The sequence below is a fragment of the Curtobacterium sp. MCLR17_045 genome (assembly GCF_003234405.1).
GTDB lineage: Bacteria > Actinomycetota > Actinomycetes > Actinomycetales > Microbacteriaceae > Curtobacterium > Curtobacterium flaccumfaciens.
Genome location: NZ_QKTB01000042.1, coordinates 1 through 24505 on the forward strand (window position 1 = coordinate 1; position 24505 = coordinate 24505).

25 protein-coding genes are annotated in these 24505 nt (G+C 71.0%); 11 read left to right on the top strand and 14 right to left on the bottom strand.

Annotated features, from left to right (window positions below; genetic code table 11):
• The 3 genes from DEJ05_RS17925 to glpX form a co-directional block, all read right to left on the bottom strand.
• Positions 1-279 (bottom strand): WXG100 family type VII secretion target (locus DEJ05_RS17925; RefSeq protein WP_181440754.1); only part of this gene is annotated, 279 nt, incomplete at its 3' end.
• A 68-nt stretch (positions 280-347) separates the two neighbouring features.
• Positions 348-1244 (bottom strand): hypothetical protein, encoded by an 897-nt coding sequence (locus DEJ05_RS16930; RefSeq protein ID WP_111111189.1) that lies wholly within the window; start codon positions 1242-1244, stop codon positions 348-350.
• Positions 1245-1327: 83 nt separating this feature from the next.
• On the bottom strand, positions 1328-2317 hold the full coding sequence (gene glpX / locus DEJ05_RS16935) for a class II fructose-bisphosphatase (protein ID WP_017886722.1): 990 nt from the start codon (positions 2315-2317) through the stop codon (positions 1328-1330).
• A 159-nt stretch (positions 2318-2476) separates the two neighbouring features.
• Here glpX and fbaA point away from each other — a divergent pair, with 159 nt between their 5' ends.
• Positions 2477-3505, top strand: coding sequence for a class II fructose-bisphosphate aldolase (fbaA, locus tag DEJ05_RS16940; protein WP_017886723.1), 1029 nt, complete (start codon positions 2477-2479; stop codon positions 3503-3505).
• Positions 3506-3610: 105 nt separating this feature from the next.
• Positions 3611-4870, top strand: coding sequence for a M18 family aminopeptidase (locus tag DEJ05_RS16945; RefSeq protein ID WP_111029591.1), 1260 nt, complete (start codon positions 3611-3613; stop codon positions 4868-4870).
• Between the two features lie 412 nt (positions 4871-5282).
• Here DEJ05_RS16945 and DEJ05_RS16950 read toward each other — a convergent pair whose 3' ends face one another.
• Both DEJ05_RS16950 and DEJ05_RS16955 read right to left on the bottom strand, forming a co-directional pair.
• Positions 5283-6029, bottom strand: coding sequence for a DUF6264 family protein (locus DEJ05_RS16950; protein WP_111111191.1), 747 nt, complete (start codon positions 6027-6029; stop codon positions 5283-5285).
• Complete coding sequence (locus tag DEJ05_RS16955) at positions 6026-7090, bottom strand: 4-hydroxy-3-methylbut-2-enyl diphosphate reductase (RefSeq protein WP_081827167.1); 1065 nt, start codon at positions 7088-7090, stop codon at positions 6026-6028. Before DEJ05_RS16955 ends, DEJ05_RS16950 begins: the two co-directional genes overlap by 4 nt.
• A 126-nt stretch (positions 7091-7216) precedes the next feature.
• Between DEJ05_RS16955 and xseA the strand changes: the two genes are divergently transcribed.
• From xseA to DEJ05_RS16980, 5 genes are all read left to right on the top strand, one after another.
• Positions 7217-8452 carry an exodeoxyribonuclease VII large subunit gene (gene xseA / locus DEJ05_RS16960; protein WP_071405753.1) on the top strand — a complete coding sequence of 412 codons (1236 nt, stop codon included), beginning with the start codon at positions 7217-7219 and terminating at the stop codon, positions 8450-8452.
• 71 nt (positions 8453-8523) lie between these two features.
• Positions 8524-8769: an exodeoxyribonuclease VII small subunit gene (locus DEJ05_RS16965; protein WP_111111193.1), complete on the top strand. Its 246-nt coding sequence runs from the start codon at positions 8524-8526 to the stop codon at positions 8767-8769.
• The gene (locus DEJ05_RS16970; RefSeq protein WP_071405755.1) at positions 8766-9401 is read left to right on the top strand and encodes a DUF4245 domain-containing protein; all 636 of its coding nucleotides are present in this window, start codon (positions 8766-8768) and stop codon (positions 9399-9401) included. Before DEJ05_RS16965 ends, DEJ05_RS16970 begins: the two co-directional genes overlap by 4 nt.
• A 56-nt stretch (positions 9402-9457) precedes the next feature.
• Positions 9458-10072, top strand: a complete 615-nt coding sequence (locus DEJ05_RS16975) for a carbonic anhydrase (RefSeq protein ID WP_027464510.1) — start codon at positions 9458-9460, stop codon at positions 10070-10072.
• Positions 10073-10198: 126 nt separating this feature from the next.
• A complete protein-coding gene (locus DEJ05_RS16980) occupies positions 10199-11602 on the top strand; it encodes an aspartate ammonia-lyase (protein ID WP_111111195.1) in 1404 nt (467 codons plus the stop codon).
• A gap of 45 nt (positions 11603-11647) precedes the next feature.
• Here the strand turns inward: DEJ05_RS16980 and DEJ05_RS16985 are convergent, their stop codons facing one another.
• From DEJ05_RS16985 to DEJ05_RS16995, 3 genes are all read right to left on the bottom strand, one after another.
• Positions 11648-13009, bottom strand: a complete 1362-nt coding sequence (locus tag DEJ05_RS16985) for a PhoH family protein (protein ID WP_175330838.1) — start codon at positions 13007-13009, stop codon at positions 11648-11650.
• A gap of 521 nt (positions 13010-13530) precedes the next feature.
• Positions 13531-14640 (bottom strand): aminotransferase class V-fold PLP-dependent enzyme, encoded by a 1110-nt coding sequence (locus DEJ05_RS16990; protein WP_071406125.1) that lies wholly within the window; start codon positions 14638-14640, stop codon positions 13531-13533.
• Between the two features lie 85 nt (positions 14641-14725).
• Positions 14726-15511 (bottom strand): isoprenyl transferase, encoded by a 786-nt coding sequence (locus tag DEJ05_RS16995; RefSeq protein ID WP_111111201.1) that lies wholly within the window; start codon positions 15509-15511, stop codon positions 14726-14728.
• A 96-nt stretch (positions 15512-15607) separates the two neighbouring features.
• On the opposite strand from DEJ05_RS16995, the gene DEJ05_RS17000 reads away from it, so the two are divergent.
• The gene (locus DEJ05_RS17000; protein WP_258376180.1) at positions 15608-16321 is read left to right on the top strand and encodes a hemolysin III family protein; all 714 of its coding nucleotides are present in this window, start codon (positions 15608-15610) and stop codon (positions 16319-16321) included.
• Between the two features lie 181 nt (positions 16322-16502).
• Here the strand turns inward: DEJ05_RS17000 and DEJ05_RS17005 are convergent, their stop codons facing one another.
• Both DEJ05_RS17005 and mca read right to left on the bottom strand, forming a co-directional pair.
• On the bottom strand, positions 16503-16808 hold the full coding sequence (locus DEJ05_RS17005) for a hypothetical protein (RefSeq protein WP_017886736.1): 306 nt from the start codon (positions 16806-16808) through the stop codon (positions 16503-16505).
• Entirely contained in the window at positions 16805-17695 is an 891-nt protein-coding gene (mca, locus tag DEJ05_RS17010; RefSeq protein WP_027464504.1) for a mycothiol conjugate amidase Mca, read from the bottom strand. Before mca ends, DEJ05_RS17005 begins: the two co-directional genes overlap by 4 nt.
• A gap of 19 nt (positions 17696-17714) precedes the next feature.
• Here mca and DEJ05_RS17015 point away from each other — a divergent pair, with 19 nt between their 5' ends.
• Both DEJ05_RS17015 and greA read left to right on the top strand, forming a co-directional pair.
• On the top strand, positions 17715-18206 hold the full coding sequence (locus DEJ05_RS17015; protein ID WP_017886738.1) for a DUF4307 domain-containing protein: 492 nt from the start codon (positions 17715-17717) through the stop codon (positions 18204-18206).
• Between the two features lie 71 nt (positions 18207-18277).
• The gene (gene greA, locus DEJ05_RS17020; RefSeq protein WP_017886739.1) at positions 18278-18766 is read left to right on the top strand and encodes a transcription elongation factor GreA; all 489 of its coding nucleotides are present in this window, start codon (positions 18278-18280) and stop codon (positions 18764-18766) included.
• A 132-nt stretch (positions 18767-18898) separates the two neighbouring features.
• Here greA and ilvA read toward each other — a convergent pair whose 3' ends face one another.
• Both ilvA and DEJ05_RS17030 read right to left on the bottom strand, forming a co-directional pair.
• Positions 18899-20158, bottom strand: a complete 1260-nt coding sequence (gene ilvA / locus DEJ05_RS17025) for a threonine ammonia-lyase (RefSeq protein WP_071406124.1) — start codon at positions 20156-20158, stop codon at positions 18899-18901.
• A gap of 48 nt (positions 20159-20206) precedes the next feature.
• Positions 20207-21466 carry an AI-2E family transporter gene (locus tag DEJ05_RS17030; protein WP_258376181.1) on the bottom strand — a complete coding sequence of 420 codons (1260 nt, stop codon included), beginning with the start codon at positions 21464-21466 and terminating at the stop codon, positions 20207-20209.
• A gap of 92 nt (positions 21467-21558) precedes the next feature.
• Between DEJ05_RS17030 and DEJ05_RS17035 the strand changes: the two genes are divergently transcribed.
• On the top strand, positions 21559-22842 hold the full coding sequence (locus DEJ05_RS17035; protein WP_111029596.1) for a winged helix-turn-helix domain-containing protein: 1284 nt from the start codon (positions 21559-21561) through the stop codon (positions 22840-22842).
• Positions 22843-22846: 4 nt separating this feature from the next.
• On the opposite strand, the gene DEJ05_RS17040 is transcribed toward DEJ05_RS17035, so the two are convergent.
• Positions 22847-23749 (bottom strand): M48 family metalloprotease, encoded by a 903-nt coding sequence (locus DEJ05_RS17040; RefSeq protein WP_071406122.1) that lies wholly within the window; start codon positions 23747-23749, stop codon positions 22847-22849.
• A gap of 19 nt (positions 23750-23768) precedes the next feature.
• Positions 23769-24350, bottom strand: a complete 582-nt coding sequence (locus DEJ05_RS17045) for a LemA family protein (protein WP_027464499.1) — start codon at positions 24348-24350, stop codon at positions 23769-23771.
• Positions 24351-24505 lie beyond the last annotated feature (155 nt).

Sequence of the window (24505 nt, forward strand, 5' to 3'; positions counted from 1 at the left end):
GACGAGCTTGGTCAGGTCCGACGGGGTGTCCTCGATCGCGTCGACGAACACATCAGCGGCCTCACCCTCCCAGTCGGTCAGCCACCCGGACCCCTTCACCGACTTCAGCCGGGTCGAGGCGTCATCGGCCGCGTCGGAGATGCGCTGGTACTCCCGCGCCATCATCCGCAACGTCGACGGATCACCCTTGACCGGATCATCACCCTGATCGACAACGTCCCACCCCGACGGCCGCCCCATCATTCCTCCCCAGGTCCGATCTCTCGCGCCGTTGTCCACAAGCGCGCGAGTGTGACCATATCAGGGGGCAGCGACGGGGACGAGTGCCACCGACCGGGGTCGACCCGTCAGAGGGCCGCGCGGACCGACTCGAGGTCCGGGAAACCGCGGAGCCGGTAGCGCGTCGGGCGGACCTCGAGTTCCTCGATCAACCCGGAGGCCAGCTCCCGCAGCCGACCGAACGGCACGGGCTGCGTCTGCCCGTCGAGGGTCACGAGCACGATCGTGTCGACCGCGGCGACGACGGTCTCGACGTCCTCGGTCCACGACGAGTACGAGAAGGCCGGGTCGTCCTCGGCGAGCCGGGCGACCGAGACCGCACCGACGTGGACGTCCTCGCCCCGCCGGTCGAACGACTCCTGCAGGGCGTCCTGCTGCAGGTTCGCGGCGGTCGCCGTCCAGAGCGCGCGGATCGTCCGGAGCTCGCCGTCGAGTGACGGGTGCTCGAACCGGACCCACCCGTCACCGCGCAGCGCCATGGGCGGTCCGCTCAGGACCTCGCCCTCGTCGTCGGCCAGGATCTGCTGGGCGACACCGGCCGCGACCTGGAGCCCGTCCTCGTCCTGGTCGCCGGTGACGATGAACGTCGTCGGCGCGACCGGGAAGACCACTGCGCTGCCGCGGAACTCGATGCCCTGGAACGCCTGCGGTGCGAGTACGAGCACCACGGCGAGGTCGGGGTCCTGGATGACGATCGTTCCGGGCTGGATCACCGCCACGTCGCCTCCGGCCTGCTCCTGCGCGGCGGCGACGGCTGCACGCAGGACGTCGTCGTCCGCCCAGCCCATCTCGGCGAGCGCCGGCGCGGTGAGGATCGCGCCGTCCTCGTCCGCCAGGATCACGCCGAGGTCGGGCGCCACCGGCACGACGTGCGGCAGCCGGTCGGCCGTGCCGTCCGCCTCCGCGTGCAGCGTGCGGATGCCCGCGGTGTCCAGTCCGACGATCCGTGCCGTTGTCGCAGTCATGCGTCGAGCCTACGCAAGGGCTCGTACAACGGGGCGCCGCCGGAAGACCGGCGACGCCCCGAAGCGGCGGACGATCGTCCGGCCTAGAACCACTTCTCCGCACGGTGGTCCGCCTGGATGCGGCGGATCGTGTTCGAGCGCGAGCGGAGCACGAGCGAGTCGGTGTGGATGACGCCGCGCGAACGACGGACACCGTCGACCAGGACGCCGTCGGTGACGCCGGTGGCGACGAAGAACGTGTTGTCACCCGTGACCAGGTCGTCTTGGTCGAGGACCTTGTCCAGGTCGTGGCCGGCGGCGATGGCGCGCTCGCGCTCCTCGTCGTCCTTCGGCTGGAGCTTGCCGAGGATCACGCCGCCGAGCGCCTTGATCGCGCACGCCGTGATGATGCCCTCGGGGGTGCCGCCGACACCGACGCACATGTCGATGGTCGAGCCGGGCAGTGCGGCGGCGATGCCACCGGCGACGTCACCGTCGAGCAGCAGACGCGTGCCGGCACCGGTCGCGCGGATGGCGCGGATCAGCTCGTCGTGGCGCGGGCGGTCGAGCACGGCGACGACCATGTCCTCGAGGTCCTTGCCCTTGGCCTTCGCCAGCGCGCGGATGTTGTCACCGATCGGCTTCTCGAGGTCCAGGACACCGCGACCCTCGGGGCCGGCGGCGATCTTGTCCATGTAGAAGACGGCGGAGGGGTCGTACATCGAGCCACGGTCCGACACGGCCATGACGGAGATGGCGTTCTGGCGGCCGGCGGCGGTGAGCGAGGTGCCGTCGATCGGGTCGACCGCGATGTCGCAGGCCGGACCGTGACCGTTGCCGACGTGCTCGCCGTTGTAGAGCATCGGGGCGTTGTCCTTCTCGCCCTCGCCGATGACGACGACACCGTCGAAGTTCACCGTGCCGAGGAACTTGCGCATCGCGTCGACCGCGGCGCCGTCGGCGAGGTTCTTCTCACCACGCCCGACCCACGGCTGCGCACGGATCGCGGCGGCCTCCGTCGCACGCACGAGCTCGAGCGCGAGGTTGCGGTCGGGCTGGAGGAACAGGGAGCCGGTCTCAGTCGTGGGAGTCACGACCCGAGCCTACCGACCGGCGGCCGACCGACGGTCCGGACACCGGGCCCGTGCACGCATGTGCACGCCGGACGTGAGCCGACCGCGTAACCCGGACCGCGCCTCCAGTCCGGCTGACTACGATCGGCGGGGACATCACCGAAGTCGAAGGAGATCCACGTGCCCATCGCAACGCCGGAACAGTACGCCGAGATGATCGAACGCGCGAAGGCGGGCAAGTTCGCGTACCCCGCGGTCAACGTCTCCTCCTCGCAGACCATCAACGCGGTCCTCCAGGGCCTGCAGGAGGCCGGTTCCGACGGCATCCTCCAGGTCACGACGGGCGGTGCCGACTACTTCGCCGGCCACACCATCAAGAACCGCGCAGCGGGTGCCCTCGCGATGGCGAAGTTCGCCCACGAGGTCGCCAAGAACTACGACATCACGGTCGCGCTGCACACCGACCACTGCCCGAAGGACGCCCTCGACGGCTTCGTCCTGCCGCTCATCGCGGCGAGCGAGGAAGAGGTCCGGCAGGGTCGCAACCCGATCTTCCAGTCGCACATGTGGGACGGTTCGGCCGTGCCGCTCGACGAGAACATCGAGATCGCGAAGACCATGATCGAGAAGACGCGGAACATCAACGCGATCCTCGAGGTCGAGATCGGCGTCGTCGGCGGCGAAGAGGACGGCGTCCAGCACGAGGGCACGAACGACGCGCTCTACACGACCCCGAACGACGTCGAGAAGGTCGTCGACGCGCTTGGCCTGGGCGACAAGGGCCGCTGGATCGCGGCGCTCACCTTCGGCAACGTGCACGGCGTCTACAAGCCGGGCAACGTCAAGCTCCGCCCCGAGCTCCTCGGCGAGATCCAGGCGTCCGTCGCGGCGAAGCACGGCACCGGCGAGAACCCCCTCGACCTCGTCTTCCACGGCGGCTCCGGCTCGACCGACGACGAGATCCACGAGGCCGTCCGCAACGGCGTCATCAAGATGAACATCGACACGGACACGCAGTACGCGTTCACCCGCTCGATCGCGGACTCGATGTTCCGCAACTACGAGGGTGTCCTGAAGATCGACGGCGAGGTCGGCAACAAGAAGCAGTACGACCCCCGCGCCTGGGGCAAGGTCGCCGAGACCGCCATGGCGGCCCGCGTGGTCGAGGCCGCGAAGGTCCTCGGCTCGGCCGGTCACGCCAAGGGCTGAGCAGGTCCTTCCGGCCGGGTCCACCGGCCTGGAGGAACGGGGTGCGTCCGACGGACGCGCCCCGTTCTGCGTCGGGTCGCCTCCACCGCGTGCCACGATGGGCGGGTGACCGTCGACGCCATCGCCTCCGAGTTCGCCCAGTTCGTCACCGAGTCGCCCACCGCGTTCCACGCGGCGGCGGCGACCCGTGACCGTCTCGTCGCAGCCGGGTTCACCGAGCTGTCCGAGCTCGACGCCTGGCCGACCGAACCCGGTGCGTACGTGGTGGTCCGCGACGGCGCCGTCATCGCGTGGCGCCTGCCCGACGGCGCCGTCCCGACGACGCCGTTCCGGATCCTCGGCGCCCACACCGACTCCCCCGGCTTCCGCGTGAAGCCGAACCCCGGCGTGCGCACCGGGGGCTGGGAGCAGCTCAATGTCGAGGTCTACGGCGGCGCGCTCCTGTCGACCTGGTTCGACCGTGATCTGCGGATCGCCGGCCGGGTCGTCGACGCCGACGGCAGCGTGCGGCTCGTCAGCACCGACGCCGTCGCCCGCATCCCGAACCTCGCTATCCACCTCGACCGCGGGGTGAACGACGGCAAGGAGATCGACCGCCAGCGCCACACCCTGCCGATCGTCGGGGTCGACGGCGACGCCGGTGGGACCTCCGTCGTGGAGTGGCTGCTCGCCCGGCTCGGCGAGGGCGCCGTGTCGTGGGACCTGTTCCTCGCCGACACCCAGGCGCCGGCCCGGATCGGCATCGAGCGGGAGTTCCTGGCGTCCGGCCGGATGGACAACCTGACGAGCGTGCACGCCGGACTCCGGGGCATCGTGGACGCTCCGACCGACGGTGACCACATCCCGGTGTTCGCGGCGTTCGACCACGAGGAGATCGGGTCGTCGACGCCGTCCGGTGCCGGTGGTCCGTTCCTCGAGGACGTCCTCGGCCGTGTGCAGGAGGGCCTCGGCGCCACCCGCTCCGAAGCCGCCCGGGCATTCCGTGCGTCGTGGCTGCTGTCGAGCGACGCCGGGCATCTGGTGCACCCCAACCAGCCGGAGAAGCACGACCCGACGAACCGTCCGCGCCCTGGAGCCGGTCCGCTGCTGAAGATCAGCGCGAACCAGCGCTACATGACCGAGGCGAAGGGCGAGGCCGTCTGGGCAGCGGCGTGCGAGACCGCCGGTGTGCCGTGGCAGCCGTTCGTCAACGTGAACACGATCCCCGGCGGCTCGACCATCGGCCCGATCGCGGCGACCCGGCTCGGAATCCCGACGATCGACATCGGCGTCGGGCTGCTCTCGATGCACTCGATCCGGGAGCTCGTGCACGTCGACGACCTGGCTGCCCTGCACGGAGCGGTCGCGGCGTTCCTGGCCGGCTGACCTCCGGCTGGTGTCGGCTGGCTGAGGTGGTCACGACTCCCCGCACGCGGAGGGCCGAGGGGTCACAAACTGTCGGTTGCGCCGGTGCCAGACGACACTTCGTGACCACTCGACGGCGGGCCCGCGGCGTGTTGCGACCACTCGGCGGTGGCTGCTGCGCTCGCCCGCGAGGCTGACGAAGCTCGCCGGAGGGACACCGGCACGCGACTGGCCGACGGACGGGCTGCCGAGAGGTCACGACTCCCCGCACGCGCAGGGTCGATGGGTCACGAAGTGTCGGTTGCGCCGGTGCGAGACGACACTTCGTGACCACTCGACGGCGGGGCCGCGGCGTGTTGCGACCACTCGGCGCGCGGATGCCGGCGCCGTGAGCCCGGCGGTCAGGCGGTCAGGCGGTCAGGCGGTCAGGCGGTCAGGCGCCGGACTGTCGCAGCATGAAGTCGACGAAGGCCTGGTCCTGCATGACCACGACGACGAACGCGATCGTGCTGATCGCCGTGGCGACGACCGCGCCGACCAGCGGCACCCAGAACGTCCGCTTCCGTGCGCGGAGCCGACGGACGGACCACCAGGCGACCAGGGCGAAGACGACGACGTTGGTGATCGCGGCGATGGCGGCCGCCGTGCTCAGGGCACTCGGGTCGTTCAGCGCCGTGTACTGGGTCTCGAGGGTGCGCCGCACGGTGGAGGCGACCTCGCCCACGGACAGGGACTGCACCACGGAGACCAGTCCGAAGGCGAGCAGCCCGACGGTGAGCACGAAGTCCGCCGGTGTGCGACCGAACCGGCTGCGGGCCATCGACCGCTGCGCCCCGGCAGGGACTGCACCGGAGCGAGCGTCCGCACCGGCGCGGTCGCCGCGGACGCCGTCGCTCGGAGCAGCGTCGCGCACGCTGGTGGCGGGGACCTGGTCCTGCCGCTCCCGTGCCTGACGCTCCCGCTCCTGGCGTTCCTGCTCGACGAGGACCGGGTTCACCCAGCCCTCTGGCGCGTACTCGCCGTACCCGGGGGCGGGACGGCCCTGGGGCCGACCGTTCGCGGGACCGGCGGCCGACGTCGCGGACGCACCCCGGGCCTCCTGGCCGGTACCAGCGCCGGCGTCGCCGTGGTTCGCCGGGTCGCGACGCGGGACCGAGGACCAGCCGTCCGAGCCGCTCATGCCCGACGCCCGCCGAGCGCGCGCGTCGGGTTGCCCGAGGCGTCGGTGCGGAGCTCCTTGGGGAGCGAGAACATCAGGTCCTCGTGTGCGGTGACGACCTCTTCGACGGCGGCGTAGCCGGCGTCGGCGAGCTGTTCGAGCACCTCGGCCACGAGTTCTTCCGGCACGGACGCACCGCTGGTCACGCCGACCGTCTCGACACCGTCGAGCCACTCCTGCTGGATCTCCTCCGCGTAGTCGACGCGGTGGGCGGCACGGGCACCGTGCTCGAGCGCGACCTCGACGAGGCGGACGCTGTTCGACGAGTTCGCGGAGCCGACCACGATCACCAGGTCGGCGCCGGGCGCGACCTTCTTGATCGCGACCTGGCGGTTCTGGGTGGCGTAGCAGATGTCGTCCGACGGGGGGTCCTGGATGGCCGGGAACTTCTCGCGCAGCAGCCGCACGGTCTCCATCGTCTCGTCGACGCTGAGCGTGGTCTGCGACAGCCAGACGAGGTTGTCCGGGTCGGGGACCGACAGCGCGGCGACGTCGTCGGGACCGTTCACCAGGATCGTGCGGTCCGGGGCGTGCCCCATCGTTCCCTCGACCTCTTCGTGGCCGGCGTGGCCGATCAGGATGATGGTGCGCTCGGCCTTGGCGAACCGGGTGGCTTCGCGGTGGACCTTGGTGACGAGGGGGCAGGTGGCGTCGATGGCGTGCAGGTCGCGCTCGGCGGCACCCGCGACGACGGCCGGCGACACCCCGTGCGCGCTGAAGACGACGTGCGAGCCCCGGGGGACCTCGGCCACGTCGTCGACGAAGACGGCACCGCGCTGCTCGAGCGTCGACACCACGTGCACGTTGTGGACGATCTGCTTGCGGACGTAGACGGGCTCGCCGTACTGCTCCAACGCCTTCTCGACCGCGACGACCGCACGGTCCACCCCGGCGCAGTAACCACGGGGGGCTGCGAGCAGCACCTTCTTGGGGCCGGCGACCGGTTCGTCACGCAGTCGACCCCGTGCCGCGTGCACACGCGGCGGGGCGAGCGGGACCGTGTGGCCGTTGGTGATCGTCACGTCCCCGATGATAGGTGAGCGGCACGCACGCGACCTGGGCGCGCGGGGTGCCTGTGGAGAACACGACGTCCGTCGCCTGTCACCGGTCTCGGGCACGATGGACGTCCCAGCAGGACGAGGAGCGACATGGCGATCGAACAGGGCCCGCCGACGGCCGACAACCCGTGGCCGGTGGCGCTCCTCGGCGCGAAGCTCCGCGACTGGATCGACCGACTCGGCACCGCGTGGGTCGAGGGCGAGATCACGCAGTGGAACGTCGCCGGCGGCAACGTGTACGGCAAGCTCAAGGACGTCGAGGTCGACGCCACCGTGTCGTTCTCCATCTGGTCGAGCGTGCGCTCCCGGGTGCCGGCGGACATCAAGCAGGGCGACCGGGTCGTCGCCGCACTCAAGCCGAACTACTGGGTCAAGGGCGGCTCGCTGACCATGCAGGTCGTCGAGATGAAGCACGTCGGGCTCGGTGACCTGCTCGAACGCCTCGAGCGCCTCCGCCGCACCCTCGCCGAGGAGGGGCTGTTCGACCCGTCCCGGAAGCGGCGTCTGCCGTTCCTGCCGCACCGCATCGGCCTCATCACCGGCAAGGACTCCGACGCCGAGAAGGACGTCAAGCGGAACGCGCAGCTGCGGTGGCCCCAGGTGGAGTTCCGCACCGTGCACACCGCCGTGCAGGGCGAACGGACCGTGGGCGAGGTCACGGCGGCGATCCTCGAGCTCGACGCCGACCCCGAGGTCGACGTCATCATCATCGCGCGCGGCGGCGGCGACTTCCAGAACCTGCTCGGCTTCAGCGACGAAGGGCTCGTCCGCGCGGCGGCCGCGGCGTCGACCCCGATCGTCTCGGCGATCGGCCACGAGGCCGACCGCCCCATCCTCGACGAGGTCGCCGACCTCCGTGCCTCGACCCCGACGGACGCCGCCAAGCGAGTCGTGCCCGACGTCGCCGAGGAGCTCGCCAACGTGCGGGCAGCCCGCGCTCGGCTCGGGCTCCGGCTCTCGCACACGCTGTCGGTCGAGGCCGACCGGCTCGCCGCGCTGCGGTCGCGCCCGGCCCTGGCGTCGACCGCGTGGCTCGTCGACACCCGTGCGGAAGAGGTCGCCCGCGACCTGTCCCGCGCCCGCGAACTGCTCGACCGCCGACTGGAGCGCGGGCACTCCGAGGTCGGGCACCTGACCGCCCGGCTCCGGGCACTCTCGCCGCGCGACACCCTGCGCCGCGGGTACGCCATCGTGCAGCGTGCCGACGGCGGTGTGGTCCGCGGCACCGACGACCTGTCCGGAGCGACGCCGGTGCACGTCACGCTCGGTGCCGGCACGGCCACGGGCACGCTCGAACCGGACGGCCCCGGCCCGGACGGCTCCTGACCACCACGGGTGTTCTCCACAGCGTGGGTCCGGGCGACGGATCGTCGGTGGACGCTCGGTAGGATCGACCCGTGCCATCCCAGCAGGAACCCGACCAGACCGACGTCCAGTCGCTGAGCTACGAAGCGGCCCGCGACGAACTCGTGCGCGTCGTGAGCGAGCTCGAACAGGGCTCCGCGACCCTCGAGCGTTCGCTGGCGCTCTGGGAACGGGGCGAAGCCCTCGCCGCCCGGTGCGAAGAGTGGCTCGTCGGCGCCCGCGCACGGCTCGACGCGGCCCGTGCCGCCAGCGACGCCCAGGACGGCGCCGGCCGATGACCGACGCCAACGGCCGCCCGATCGTCGCCGAGCTCGGTCGCCCCGAGACGGCAGAGGAGACGTGGGCCCGTAAGGACGCCGCCCGGACCGCCCGCCGGCAGCACCAGACCGCGTTCAACCTGGTCATCGCGCTCATCGCCTCGCTCGGCATCGTGCTGTTCCTGGTGGCGGTCGTCGTCCGGCCCGACACCACGGTGGACCGCACCGTCGACTACCAGCAGATCGCGGCGAAGGCGAACGTCGACGACGTCACCCTGGTGGCGCCGCCGCTGCCCGACGGCTACAGCGCCAACCGCGCGGACTTCGCCAGCAAGACCACCGACGGCGTGGACGTCTGGACCGTCGGCTTCGTGACGCCGGACAAGCAGTACCTCGGGCTGCAGCAGGGCATCGACGCCAACGCCTCGTGGGTGTCGAACCAGCTCGACCAGCGCCCGTCCACCGGTGACCGCACCATCGGCGACACGGAGTGGACCGTCTACGACCGCCGCGCCGAGGGCACCGATGCCGGCAACCACGCGTACTCGCTCGTCTCGACGTTCGGCAAGAACACGATCGTGCTCTCCGGCACCGCCGACGACAAGGCGTTCCGGACCGTCGCGACCGCCGTCTCCCGAGAACTGACCGAGTAGACGACGGGCACCGCCCCGCCAGTCACCACCCCGTCCCACCCGAACCGAGGAGCCCCATGCCCGACCGCGCCGCCTCCACCCCGTCCGACGCCCTGCGCCTGCTGGTCGACGGCAACGCCCGCTTCGCCGCCGACAAGCGCCGGATGGGCCGCGTGGACCCGGACCGCCGCACCGAGCTCGAAGGATCGCAGTCGCCGTTCGCGACCGTCCTCGGCTGCTCGGACTCGCGGGTGCCGTTCGAGCACGTCTTCGACGCCGGCATCGGTGACCTGTTCGCCATCCGCAACGCCGGCCAGATCGTCGACGACGTCGTGCTCGGCTCGATCGAGTTCGCGGTCGTCGCCCTGGGCACGCCCCTGGTCGTCGTGCTCCGGCACACCCGGTGCGGTGCCGTCGCGGCAGCGCGCTCCGGTGAGCCCGTCCCCGCCCCGCACCTGCAGGCCCTCGTCGACGCGATCGCCCCGAGCGTCGAGAAGGTCCGACTCACCGACGCCGAGCTCCCGCAGGAAGCCGTCGGCGCCGCACACCTCGAAGCCACCCTCCGCCAGGTGATCGAGCGCTCCGGCGCGGTCTCCGACGCCGTGGCCGAGGGTAGATTGGCCGTCGTCGGGGCGACGTACGACCTCGCCACCGGAGAAGTCACCATCGACACCGTCGTCGGCCAGGTCTGACCGACCCGACGACGACCGAGCCAGACGAAGAGCGACCCCGACGACGACCGCCCCGGCGACCCCGGGGCGCAGGCACGGGCCGGCGCGACCGCGACCGGCGAGCACCCCAGGAAGGACCACGACGACGTGACCGACACCACCCCGACCGAGTTCCGCATCGAGCACGACACCATGGGCGAGGTACGGGTGCCGAAGTCGGCGCTCTACCGTGCCCAGACCCAGCGCGCCGTCGAGAACTTCCCCATCTCGGGCACCGGGCTCGAGTCGGCGCAGATCGTGGCGCTCGCACGGATCAAGCGTGCGGCGGCCATCGTGAACGGTGAACTCGGCATCGTCGAGCCCGCCGTCGCCGACGCCATCGCCGGCGCCGCCGACCTGATCATCGGCGGCCAGCACCACGACCAGTTCCCGGTCGACGTCTACCAGACCGGCAGCGGCACGTCGTCGAACATGAACATGAACGAGGTGCTCGCGACACTGGCATCCGACATCGCGGGTTCGGCGGTCCACCCGAACGACCACGTCAACGCCTCGCAGTCGTCGAACGACGTCTTCCCCACCTCGGTGCACGTCGCCGTGACCGAGGCGCTCCTCCGCACCCTCGTGCCCGCCCTCGAGCACCTCGCCGAATCACTCGAAGCGAAGGCCACGCTCTGGGCCGACGCCGTGAAGTCCGGCCGGACGCACCTGATGGACGCCACGCCCGTCACCCTCGGGCAGGAGTTCGGCGGCTACGCCCGCCAGATCCGCCTGGGCATCGAGCGGGTGCAGGCGACGCTCCCCCGCGTCGCCGAGGTCCCGCTCGGCGGCACCGCGGTCGGCACCGGCATCAACACCCCCAAGGGGTTCCCCCAGCGAGTCATCGCCCAGCTCGCGAGCGACACCGACCTGCCGATCACCGAGGCCGTCGACCACTTCGAGGCGCAGGGCGCGCGTGACGCCCTGGTCGAGGCCTCCGGTGCGCTCAAGGTGCTCGCCGTCAGCCTGACGAAGATCAACAACGACCTGCGCTGGATGGGCTCCGGTCCGAACACCGGCCTGGGCGAGCTGCACATCCCCGACCTGCAGCCCGGCTCCTCGATCATGCCGGGCAAGGTGAACCCGGTGATCCCCGAGGCCACCCTGATGGTCGGCGCCCGGGTCATCGGCAACGACGCCACCATCGCCTGGGCCGGTGCCTCGGGTGCGTTCGAGCTCAACGTCGCCATCCCGGTGATGGGCACGGCGCTGCTCGAGTCGATCCGCCTGCTGGCGAACAGCTCGCGGGTGCTCGCGGACAAGACCATCGACGGGCTGCAGGCGAACCTCGAGCGTGCCCGCGCCTTCGCGGAGTCCTCGCCGTCGATCGTCACCCCGCTCAACCGGGTCATCGGCTACGAGGCTGCGGCGAAGGTCGCGAAGTACGCCGTCGCCGAGGGCATGACCGTGCGCGAAGCCGTCGTGGCCCTCGGCCACGTCGAGCGCGGCGAGGTCACCGAGGCGCAGCTCGACGAGGCGCTCGACGTCCTGAGCATGACCCACCCGAACTAGCGCGACGCTCCTGGCGCGCCCCCAGGACGGACGGCTCGACGCGCGCTACACCAGGTCAGGCGAGTCCAGCAGGTCGGTGACCAAGGCGGCGATGGCGGAGCGCTCGGACCGCGTCAGCGTGACGTGCGCGAACAGCGGGTGCCCCTTGAGCCGCTCGATGACCGACGCGATCCCGTCGTGCCGGCCGACCCGCAGGTTGTCGCGCTGCGCGACGTCGTGGGTGAGCACGACCCGCGAGTTCTGACCGATGCGGGAGAGCATCGTGAGCAGCACGTTCCGTTCGAGCGACTGCGCCTCGTCGACGATCACGAAGGCGTCGTGCAGGGAGCGGCCGCGGATGTGGGTCAGGGGCAGCACCTCGATCAGGCCGCGCTCGACCACCTCGTCGAGGACGTTGTCCGACACCACTGAACCGAGGGTGTCGTAGACGGCCTGCGCCCACGGGTTCATCTTCTCCCCGGCGTCGCCGGGCAGGAAGCCGAGGTCCTGCCCGCCCACCGCGTACAGCGGCCGGAACACCATGATCTTCTTGTGCTGCTGCCGTTCGAGCACCGCTTCGAGTCCGGCGCACAGGGCGAGCGCCGACTTGCCCGTGCCGGCGCTGCCGCCGAGCGAGACGATGCCGATCTCGGAGTCGAGCAGCGCGTCGATGGCGAGCCGCTGCTCGGCCGAGCGCCCGCGGAGGCCGAAGACCTCGCGGTCGCCGCGCACCAGTGCGACGGCGCCGGCGACGTGCACGCGGCCGAGGGCCGATCCGCGTTCGGAGTGGATGACGACGCCGGTGTTCACCGGGACGCCGTCGAGCTTCGAGGACCGGATCTCCTCTTTCTCGTACAGGTCGGACATCTGCTCGCCGGACACCTGCAGGTCCGCGATGCCGGTGTAGCCCGAGTCGACCGCGAGTTCGGCGCGGTACTCCTCCGCCGCCATGCCGATCGAGGACGCCTTGACCCGGAGCGGCAGGTCCTTCGACACGACCACGACGTCGAGTCCGTCGTTCTTGAGGTTCGACGCGACGGCGAGGATGCGGGAGTCGTTGTCGCCGAGCTGCAGACCCGACGGCAGGACGGACTGGTTGGAGTGGTTCAGTTCGACGCGGAACGAGCCGCCGTCGCCGATCGCGATCGGGAAGTCGAGCCGCTCGTGCTCGATGCGCAGTTCGTCGAGCAGCCGGAGGGCCTGCCGGGCGAAGTACCCGATCTCCGGGTCGTTGCGCTTCGCCTCGAGTTCGCTGACGACCACCACGGGCAGGACCACGGCGTGCTCGGCGAAGCGGAACAAGGCCCGCGGATCGCTGAGGAGCACCGATGTGTCGAGCACGTACGTGCGCTGGGCGACCGATGTGGACGAGTCCGCGGTGTGCTGCTGCTGTGCTCCGCGAGAGACGTTCTGAGAGGTCACGACCACTCCATCCCCGGGCCGCGACGGGCCCGGTCCTGTCCTCGAACGCGGCCACGGAGCGGGTCCCGAAGCACCGACTGTGGCCGCTTCGATCGGGCGCGGTGCCCGATGGGGACAACGTACGTCCGGCCCCCGACACCCCGACAGCGACACGCGGTTTCCGGAGTTACGGTCGCGTGAACAACGCGAGCGCGGCTCGCGACGCCGCGCGCGGCGGTGGCGTCGAGTGGTCACGAACCGACGGGTGCGACGGCGCCGGCCGACAGGTGGTGACCACTCGGCGGACGTGAGCGGGGTGCCGTGACCGCTCGCGGGACGCGGACGGGAGGCCCGTGGCGGCCTGGCACCGCGCCTCCAGTCCGTCCGGTGGTCGCGAATCGTCGCGCGCGCAGCGCCGAGTGGTCACGAACCGTCGGGTGCGACGGCGCCAGGCGACAGGTGGTGACCACTCGGCGGACGTGAGCGGGGTGTCGTGACCGCTCGCCGGACGCGGACGGGAGGCAGCAAGCGCAGCAGCCCAGCCGCTGCTACTGCATCGTGGCGTACGAGACGCAAGCGTCGCGGAACATGTCCAGGGTCTCGTCGGTGGTCGACGGGAACACGGACACCCGCGCGACGCCGAGCCGCGTGGTCGCGGTGACGCCGTGGTTGTGCATCGCGGCGGACAGGGCCGTCACGCGACCCTGCGTCGGCCGGAGCACCACGATGCCGGCGCGCTCGGCCGGGTCGCGGCTGGACTCGACCTCGAGCCCGAACTCGTCGGCGATGGCGAACACGCGCTCGACGCGGTCGGTGACCCGCTCCTGCACGGCGGCGACGCCGACCGCGGTGAGGCGCTCGAGCGACACCGCGAGCCGGGCCTGCGCGACCGGGTCGATGCGGGACATCTGGAAGCCGGCGGCCCCCGGACGCACCGCGGGGACCTCGGTGGGCCAGCCGGACGTGCCGTGCGGGCCGGACAGCGCCGGACGGATCCGGTTCAGGGCGCGGTCGCTGAACGCCACGAACCCGGTGCCCCACCCGGCGTGCAACCACTTCTGCCCGCCGGTGGCGACGACGTCGGCGACCTCGTACGGGGCGTCGACGACGCCGAAGCCCTGGATCGCATCGACGATGAGCAGGCGGTCGCCGATGACCTCGCGGATGGCGGCGAGGTCGGTCAGGTAGCCGGTGCGCCAGTCGACCAGGGACACCGCGACGGCGGTCACCTCGTCGGACAGACGCTCGCGGATCAGCTCGGGGGTCACCCAGCCGGCACCCGACTCGATGACGACGGGCTGTACCCGTCCACCGGTGGCCGAGGCGGCGCTGGCCAGCGCGAGCGGCAGTGACGGGTACTCGTCGGCGGACACGAGCACACCCCCGGTCAGACCGAAGGCGGTGTGCAGCAGGCCCGGGGTCGTCGCGGCCTGCGAGACGACCTGGTCCTCGCGGCGGCCGACCAGGCGGGCGGCGACGGTGCGGACGCGGGCGTCCTGCTCGTCGAGGGTCTCCATGGCGCCGAAGCGCATGTGTGCCTGGATGGTGCCGAGCACACGCTGCTCCTCGAGCACGGCGGTCTGCACGGGGCCGAACGCAGCGTGGTCGAGGTAACCGGGGTCTTCGGAGAAGCCGGCGGCGTACTCGTCGATGTTCACAGGTGGTGCACCTTTCACAGGGTTGAACCCTGAGAGCCTACTGGGACGCGGCTCCGCCGACGAACCCGGTGCGGGAGGTGGCTGGTCAGCCACCGAAGCGACGCGACCGGAGCCCGAAGTCGCGGACCGCCCGGAGGAAGTCGACCTCGCGCAGGTCCGGGTAGAACGCCTCGACGAAGTAGAACTCGCTGTGCGCGCTCTGCCACAGCATGAAGTCGGAGAGCCGCTGCTCGCCCGAGGTCCGGATCACCAGGTCGGGGTCGGGCTGGCCCTGCGTGTACAGGTGGTCGCCGATGAGCTCCGGCGTCAGCACCTCGGCCAGGGTGTCGATGGTGCCACCGCCCGCGCCGTGCGCCTGCACGATGCTGCGCATGGCGTCCGCGATCTCACGACGGCCGCCGTACCCGACGGCCAGATTGACGTGGAGGCCGGTGCGGCCGGCGGTGCGATGCTCGGCCTGTTCGAGCGCGGTCACCAGGTTGTCCGGCAGCCCCTCGTTCGACCCGACGTGCTGCACGCGCCAGTCACGGTTGTCGGCCAGGACCCCGGCGAGGTCGGCGATGATGCCGACGAGTTCCTCGAGCTCCTCGCCGCCGCGACCCGTCAGGTTGTCGGCGGACAGCAGGTACAGCGTCACGACCTCGATGCCGAGGTCGTCGCACCACGTCAGGAACTCCGGGATCTTCGCGGCGCCGGCGCGGTGGCCGTGTGCGGCGGACTCGAGCCCGAGCTGCTTCGCCCAGCGGCGGTTGCCGTCCACGATCATGGCGACGTGCTTGGGCTTCGCTGCCCCCTCGAGCTGGCGGCGGATCCGGCGCTGGTAGGCGCGGTAGAGGATCCCTCGCCCTGTCCATCCCGCCGTCCCGGTCACGCACCGAGCGTAGTGCACCACCGACACCAGATCCCTGAGGCTCCCGCTCTGCGGACACGTGGCTGTCGTTCGGGGCCAGGCCCTATGGTCGGGACCATGCAGGACGAGCACGAGACCGGAACACTCCCCCACGTCCCGTTCACGGAAGAGGCGTCGGCGACCACGACCGCCGCCGAACCCCGTCCGGCCTGGCGCGGCTGGATCCACCTCGGTGCGTTCCCGTTCGCGATCGCGATGGGGATCGTCCTGATCACCCTCGCCGACAGCACCGCGGCGAAGGTCGGCAGCGCGGTGTTCATGGCGACGTCGCTCGCGATGTTCGGCGTCTCCGCGACCTACCACCGGTTCCCGTGGGGGCCGAAGGTGAAGGCCGTGCTGAAGCGCATCGACCACACCAACATCCTGCTGCTCATCGCCGGCACCTACACACCCGTCGCGATCTGCGCCCTGCCGCACACGCTCATGGTCGTCGTGCTCTGGGTGATGTGGTCGGGCGCCGCGCTCGGCATCGCGTTCCGGGTGCTCTGGATCAACGCGCCCCGCTGGCTGTACGTGCCGATCTACCTGGTGCTCGGGTGTGCCGCCCTCGGGCTCCTGCCGCAGTTCTTCGCGGCGAGCGTCCCGATGACCGTGCTCATCCTGTCCGGCGGCGTCGCGTACATCATCGGCGCCCTGGTCTACGGCTTCAAGCGGCCGAACCCGGTGCCGACGCAGTTCGGGTTCCACGAGGTGTTCCACGCCCTGACCGTGGTGGCCTTCGGCGCGCAGTGGGTCGGCGTGCTCATCGTCGCGCTGGACCCGGTGCGCTGACCGTCGCACGTTCCTTCCCAGAACGCGTGCGATGCCTGGTGGTTCCGGGCGTACTCACCAGAAAGTTCCGACCAGGTACGCCCGATTCGACCAGGTACGCCCGGTTCCGGCAGGTGCGCACGAGGCGGACTGGAGGCCCGTGGCGGGATCGCCACGGGCCTCCAGTCAGTACCCGGTCGCGTCAGCCGCGCTCGGTGTCGTCGCCGACGTCGGCTCGGCCGTCCTCGGCCGCCCGCCGCTCCGGCTCGTCCGTCGCGGTGCCGTCGCCCGCGGTGCCGTTCGCCTCGGCCTCGAGCCGCTCACGCACCTCGGCACGGTAGCGGGTCCGACGGATGCGTCGGGTCATGTCGACCACGAGCAGGATCGTCACGATCGCGACGAGTGCGATCGCGATGAACCCGACGACACCCGGGGTGACGTCGACGTCGGGGACGACCGAGGGGCTGGGGCTGGGGGTGGCGGCGAGTGCCGCCGCGATGGTGCTCACGAGGTCGGTTCCTTGTCGGCTGGGATCCCGGCGAACAGGTCGGTCTCCGGGAGTTCGGTCGGCACGCGTGCCTCCACGAGCTGGTAGTCCTCGGTCGGCCACACCGTCGCGAGGAGGTCGTTCGGCCAGTAGAAGAAGGCACTGTCCGGTGCGACCTGGCTGGCGTGCGCGCGGAGTGCGGCGTCACGCTGGTCGAAGTACTCGTGCACGTCGACGTGGGTGGTGGCGAGGTCGGGCCGGTCGGCGAACCGCTCGACCCACTCGCGCAGCTGCTCGATCGCGGGGCTGTCCGGGTCGCGCTCCTGCAGGGCTTCGAAGATCGTGCTGAAGCGGCGCGGGTTCATCGTGCGCTCGTAGTAGAGCTTCGCGATCGACCACGGGGCACCGGCGGACGGGTACGCCGACGGGTCGGCGGCGGCGGACCACGCGGCCATCGACACCTCGTGCGTGCGGATGTGGTCGGGGTGCGGGTAGCCGCCGTTCTCGTCGTAGGTGACGAGCACGTGCGGGCGGAACCGGCGGATCACGCGGACGAGGGCCTCGGTGCTGTACTCGAGCGGCACCGTGGAGAACGTGCCCGGCCGGACCGTCTCGCCCTTCTCGGCGTCGGGCAGCCCCGAGTCGTGGTAGCCGAGCCACACGTGGTCGATGCCGAGCGCCTGCTGCGCCGCGGCCATCTCGGTGCGGCGGTACCCGGCCATGTCACGGTGGGCACGGCTCGTGGCCGGCTCGCCGAGTTGGTCGTTCAGGATGTCGCCGGCCTCGCCACCGGTGCAGGACACGACGAGTACCTGGTGCCCGTCGGCCACGTACTTCGCGGCGGTCGCGGCACCCTTGCTCGACTCGTCGTCGGGGTGGGCGTGGACGGCCAGCAGACGGTAGGGCACGTGGGGTTCCTCACTGCGGGTGAGCGGCGTCGGACGCGGGCAGCGCACAGCATCGCGTGAACTACCCTGGGATCAGGATATCCACCCCGGGAGCCCCGAACTGTCCGAACAGCACCAGACCGCCACCCTCGACGAGCGCTACGGCCGCACCCCGGCCCGCAAGCGCCGCAGCCGCCTCTTCGCGATCGTCGCGGCCATCGCGGTCGTCGTGGTCTTCGGTGCGTGGGTGATCTGGGCCGGGCTCGACCAGTCCGACCGCGGCCTCGACCAGGACGTCATCGGGTACGAGGTGCTGTCCGAGCACAGCACCGTCGTCCACTCGCAGGTGTCCGTCGACCCGGGGGTCGAGGCGAAGTGCGCCGTGCAGGTCCTCGACAAGAGCTACTCGATCGTGGGCTGGAAGGAGATCACCGTGCCGGCGTCCGAACAGCGCAGCCGGAGCATCTCCACGCAGGTCACCACGACGACGCGGGGCGTGACCGGCTTGATCCACGACTGCTGGATTCCCTAGACTGTCCTGATTCGCCTCTCGAGACCGACCACTCGGCCGGTCTCGTTTTTTCATGGTCGAAGGGACAGAACATGAGCAACGACACGCAGGTCACCTGGCTGACCCAGGAGGCGCACGACCGTCTCAAGGCGGAGCTCGACGAGCTGAGCGGCGAGGGCCGTGCCGAGATCGCGCGCCGCATCGAGGCCGCTCGCGAAGAGGGCGACCTCAAGGAGAACGGCGGCTACCACGCCGCGAAGGACGAGCAGGGCAAGATCGAGGCACGCATCCGCGTCCTCACCGAGCTCCTGAAGCACGCCACCGTCAGCGAAGCGGAGTTCGACGGCACCGTCGAGCCGGGCACCGTCGTCACGGCGGTCATCGCCGGCGACGAGTCCACCTTCCTGGTCGGCAGCCGCGAGATCGTCGCCGAGGGCTCGGACCTGACGGTCTACAGCCCGGTCAGCCCCGTCGGCGCGGCCATCGTCGGCCTCAAGGCCGGCGACAAGGCCACGTACACGGCGCCGAACGGCAAGGAGATCGCCGTCGAGGTCGTCAAGATCGAGCGCTACGAGCCGTAGACCCGGCCCACTGCAGACGGGAGGCCCGTGGCGACACCGCCACGGGCCTCCCGTCTGTCAGCTGGTCGCGCCCAGAGCGCGCACCGCATTTCCGACAGTCCACGCGTCGAACGACTCGTGGATCGTCGCGGACTAGTGCTCGAGGAGTTCCGGGCGGAAGCCGACCTCGTGGAGGCGCTGGATGACCTCCTGCGCGTGCTCGGGGCCGCGCGCCTCGATCGACAGGTCCAGCGCCACCTCGTTGATGACCAGGCCCTGCCCGTGGCGGGTGTGCAGCACCTCGACCACGTTCGCGCCGGCGTCCGAGATGACCTGCGCGACGCGGGCGAGCTGACCAGGACGGTCCGGCAGCATGATGCGGATGCCGATGTAGCGCGAGGCCGCGACGAGCCCGCGGGTGATCACGCGCTCCATCATGAGCGGGTCGATGTTGCCGCCGCTCAGCAGCACCACGGTGCGGCCGGTGTCGCGGACGGCACCGGACATGATCGCGGCGACGCCGACGGCCCCCGCTGCCTCGACCACGAGCTTGGCGCGCTCGAGCAGGACGAGCAGTGCTCGGGCGGTGTCGTCGTCCGAGACGGTGACGATGTCGTCGACCAGGTCGCGGATGATCGGGAAGTTCAGGTCGCCGGGGCGCGCCACCGCGATGCCGTCGGAGATGGTCGGCTTCGTGGTGATGGTGACGGGCTCGCCGGCGGTGATCGACGACGGGTAGGCCGCAGCGTTCTCGGCCTGCACGCCGATGACCCGGATCGGCCGTCCGAGCCGTTCGGCCATGCCCTTCACGGCGAGCGCGATGCCGGAGATGACGCCGCCGCCACCGATCGGCACGACGACGGTGTCGACGTCCGGCACCTGGTCGATGATCTCGAGGCCGAGCGTGCCCTGCCCGGCGATCACGGCCGGGTGGTCGAACGGCGGGATGAACACGGCGCCGGTGTGGGCGGCGAAGTCCTTCGCGGCGCTCAGCGCCTCTTCCACGGAGTGGCCGCGCAGCACGACGTCGGCGCCGTAGTGGCGCGTGGCCTGCAGCTTGGGCAGGGCGACCCCGACCGGCGTGAAGATCGTCGCGGGGATGCCGAGCTCGCGGGCGGCGAGGGCGACACCCTGCGCGTGGTTGCCGGCGCTCGCGGCGACGACGCCCTTGGCGCGCTGCTCAGCGGACAGGGTCGAGAGCCGGTTGTAGGCACCGCGCACCTTGTAGGCACCGGTGCGCTGCAGGTTCTCGCACTTCAGGTGCACCGGCGACCCGAGCAGCTCGGCGAGGAACTGCGACGTCTCCATCGGGGTGACGCGTGCGACGCCCTTGATGGTCTCGCGCGCCGCCTCGATGTCCGCGAGGGTCGGGATCGCGGCGAGCGTGTGCGGGGAGGCGCTGGTGTCGGTCACTCCCCCATCATCGTCGTTCCGGGGCCCCGCGGCGAACTCGTGTGACGCTCAGTTGGTGCTGGCGGTGTCTTCTTCGGCCGAGGGACCGGAGTCGACGCCCGGTGCCGGGACGTCGTCCCCGACCTTGTGCCGACGTCGTCGGAGCAACTGGATCTGCCCGTGCTGCCCGCGCTTCGGCGTCGCTTCGAGGACGTGGTCAGAGTCGAGCCGCCGCCAGCGTCCGCTCGCGATGGTGGTGACCATGGCGTTCAGCGTCGCGATCAGCGGCACGGCGAAGAAGGCTCCGGCGATGCCGGCGAGCCCGGAGGCCGCGGTGACACCGAGGACGACCGCCAGCGGGTGGACCTTGACAGCGTTGCCCATGACGAGCGGCTGCAGGATGTGACCCTCGATCTGCTGGACCAGCAGGACGACGCCGAGCACCAGGACCGCCGCGAGGGGACCGTTGAAGATCAGCGCGACGAACACCGCCAGGAAGCCCGTGACGATGGCACCGACGACCGGGATGAACGCGCCGAGGAACACGAACGCGGCGATCGGGATCACCAGCGGCATGCCGCCGAAGAAGAGCCCGACGATGAAGGAGCCCAGGCCGATGCCGACCGCGTCGACGAAGGCGACGAAGATCTGCACACGGATGAAGCTCGTCAGGGTGATCCAGCCGGCGACACCGGCGCCGTCCACCGCTGCGCGGGCCTTCTTCGGGAACAGCCGGACGGACCAGCGCCAGACGTTCTTGCCGTCGATCAGCAGGAAGATCGTGGTGAACAGGATGATGAAGAGCGCTTCGAAGGCGTGCGTCGCACCCGAACCCGCGCTGGCGACCCCGGACAGGATCGACGCGGAGTTGTCCTGCAGCCACTTCGTGCCGTCGTCGAGCCAGCCGTTGACGTCGGACTGGCTGATGCCGAACCCGGAGCTCAGGACGAAGTCCTTGATGTTCGCGTACTGGTCGACCGTCCGGTCACGCAGGGACGGGTAGGACGCGATGATCTGGTCGACGACGAGCCAGATCAGGCCACCGAGCGCCGCGATGCCGCCGAGCAGGCTCATCACGACGGCGAGCCACTTCGGCACGTGGTGCCGCTGCAGCCAGTTGGAGATCGGCACGAGGAGCGCCGAGACCACGATGCCGACCAGGAAGGGGATGAGGATCTCGCTGAAGACGGTGACGAGCCAGACGAAGACGGCGATCACGCCCACGACGACGAGCGCCCGCCACGACCACGCGCCGGCGATGCGCACGCCGACCGGGACGGATTCCTCGACCACGGGGTCGGGGTGTGTCTGCTTGCTTCCCCATGCCATGGCCCGAGTGTATCGATGTGCTTCCCGTCAGGTGCCAGATACGGCATACGTTCGTGGACGCTCATGTCGGCGGGGTTCGGTAGCGTCGCGGCATGCCCAGGTCGACGCTCTCCGCCGCCGAGGCCCGCCGGGTCGCACTCGCCGCGCAGGGGTTCGGACGGCCACCCGCTGAGCCGGTCTCGACGCGCGCGCTGAACGCCGCGTTCGGCCGGCTCGGGCTGCTGCAGATCGACTCCGTCAACGTGTTCGAGCGCAGTCACTACCTGCCGCTCTTCGCCAGGCTCGGTGCGTACGACCGGTCGACGCTCGACCGGCTGACGCTCGGCCGATCCGGCCCGTACACCGAGTACTGGGCGCACGAGGCGGCGTTCATCCCCCGCGACGACCTGCGGCTGTTCCGGTGGCGGATGGACGCCCTGCGGGAGCGGGACGCCGGCCCCACCCGGGTCGACGGCGTCACGCGGACCGCTGCCGTCCGGCGCGAACTGCACGCCCTGCTCCGGGCCGAGGGGCCGATGCGGGCGAGCGCGGTGGAGCACGAGTCGAACGTGCGACGCGGCCCCTGGTGGGGGTGGAGCGACGTGAAGCTCGGGCTCGAGCAGATGTTCCGCTGGGGCGAGGCGGTGAGTGCCGGACGAGCCGGGTTCGAGCGGGTGTACGCCCTGCCGGAGCAGGTGCTGCCCGCGGGCTTCCTCGAGACCGCCCCGCCGCGTGCCGACGCCGTGCTCGAGCTCGTGCGCCAGGCCACACGGGCGCTCGGCATCGGCACCCGAGCGGACATCGCGGACTACTACCGACTGCGCTCCGACGACACGGCCACCGCGATCGCCGAGCTCACCGACGCGGGCGAGCTCCTGCCGGTGCGGGTGGAGGGCTGGGGCGAGCGGGCCTGGCTGCACGTCGGGGCTCGGGTCCCCCGGCAGCTGACGGCGGACGCGGTGCTGAGCCCCTTCGATCCGGTCGTCTGGTTCCGGCGGCGGGCCGAGCGGATGTACGGCTTCCACTACCGGATCGAGATCTACACGCCGGCGCCGAAGCGGGTCTTCGGCTACTACGTGCTGCCGGTGCTGCAGGACGACCGGCTCGTCGGGCGGATCGACCTGAAGAGCGACCGGCAGCGCGGTGTGCTCCGCGTCCGGACCGCGTGGCAGGAGCCGGGCGAGCACCTGGACCCCGAGCGGCTCGCCGACACACTGCGACGGACCGCGAGCTGGCAGGGTCTCGGCGCGATCGAGGTGACCGACCGAGGCACCGCTGCTGCGGCCGTCGCCGGGGCGCTCGGAGTGCCCCTGGTGCCGCACGAGTCCGCTGACGACGCGGACACCCCCGAACCGATCGAGACGGCCGAGGACACGGTCGCCGACGGCATCGGCTGACCCGTCAGAACCGGTCGGCGTTCGCCCGCAGCCGCGCGATGCGGTCGGGCAGCGGCGGGTGCGTCGAGAACAGTCGGTCCATCACACCGGGGCGCATCGGGTCGGCGATCCACAGGTGCGCCATCGAGGAGTTCTGCGTCTGCATCGGTCGGCCGTACGCGCCGAGCTTCTCGAGGGCCCGGGCCAGGCCCTCCGGGTGCCGGGTCGTCATCGCACCCGTCGCGTCGGCCAGGTACTCGCGCTGCCGGGACACCGCCGCCTGCACGCCGGCCGCGGCGATCGGGGCCACGATGACGGCGACGATCCCGGCGATGAGCAGCACCGGGTTGGCGCTGCCGCCGTTGTCCGAGTTGCGGTTCCGCCCGCCGGACAGGCCGCTGAAGATCGAGATGCGGAGCAGGACGTCGGCGATGAGGCCGACGGCCACGACGAGTCCGAAGACCATCGTGGACACCCGGATGTCGTAGTTCCGGACGTGTCCGAGCTCGTGCGCCATCACGCCCTGCAGCTCCTGGTCGTCCATGAGCTCGAGCAGCCCCGTCGTCGCCGCCACCACCGCGTGCTCCGGGTCACGCCCGGTGGCGAAGGCGTTCGGCGAGGGATCGGGGATGACGAACACCCGGGGCATCGGCATGCCGGTCGCGATGGCGAGGTTCTCGACGGTGCGCCACAGCCGTGGTTCGGAGGCACGGTCGATCTCGACTCCACCGGCGATCGCGGTGGCCTGTCGTGCCGCCAGGAAGTACTGCAGCACCGCGTACCCGAGCGCGACCACGAGCACGATGAAGCCGATCGAGACGTTGCCGGCGAGGTACCCGCCGAGGAACCCGAGCGCGCCGATGATCAGCAGGAACACCAGGACGATGACCACGGTGTTGCGCTTGTTCCGCGCGATGGCGCTGTACACGTCGGATCCGACGGTGGGGTCAGAACTGGACGCGCGGCGGCTCGGCGATGGCCGCCGGCTCGTTCGTCTCGAAGAACGGGGCCTCGGAGAAACCGCGGTTCTTCGCGAACGTGGAGTTCGGGAACACCCGGATCTTCGTGTTCAGCTCACGCACGCCACCGTTGTAGAAGCGGCGGGCGGCCTGGATCTTGTCCTCGGTGTCGACGAGCTCGGACTGCAACTGCAGGAAGTTCTGGCTCGACTGCAGCTGCGGGTACCCCTCGGCCACCGCGAACACGCTCTTGAGGGCCTTCTGCATGTGCCCCTCGGCGGTGGAGGCCGTGTCGGCGTCACCGGCGGACAGGGTCTCGGCGCGGGCCTTCGTCACGTCGTCGAAGACCGCCTTCTCGTGCGTGGCGTACCCCTTGACCGTGTCCACGATGGTGGGGATCAGGTCGGCGCGGCGCTTCAGCTGCACCGAGATGTCGCTCCAGGCCTCGTCGACCCGGACCTTGAGCGTGACGAGGGAGTTGTACGTCACCCAGAGGTAGATCCCGATGATCACCAGGACGACCACCACCACTCCGACGACGATGAGCGTCGTGACGAGTCCGGTGTCCATGCGGGCGTACTCCTTTGCGCGTCGGGATCCGCGGTGCTGCGTTGGCCTGAACGGCCATCGTGAAGTCTATCGACGCGCTGAGCATGCTCCGTTCCGTGAGCAGTGTTCACGGCCGATTCCCGAGTCACGCACACCGGGTTCCCGGACTGCGGCCC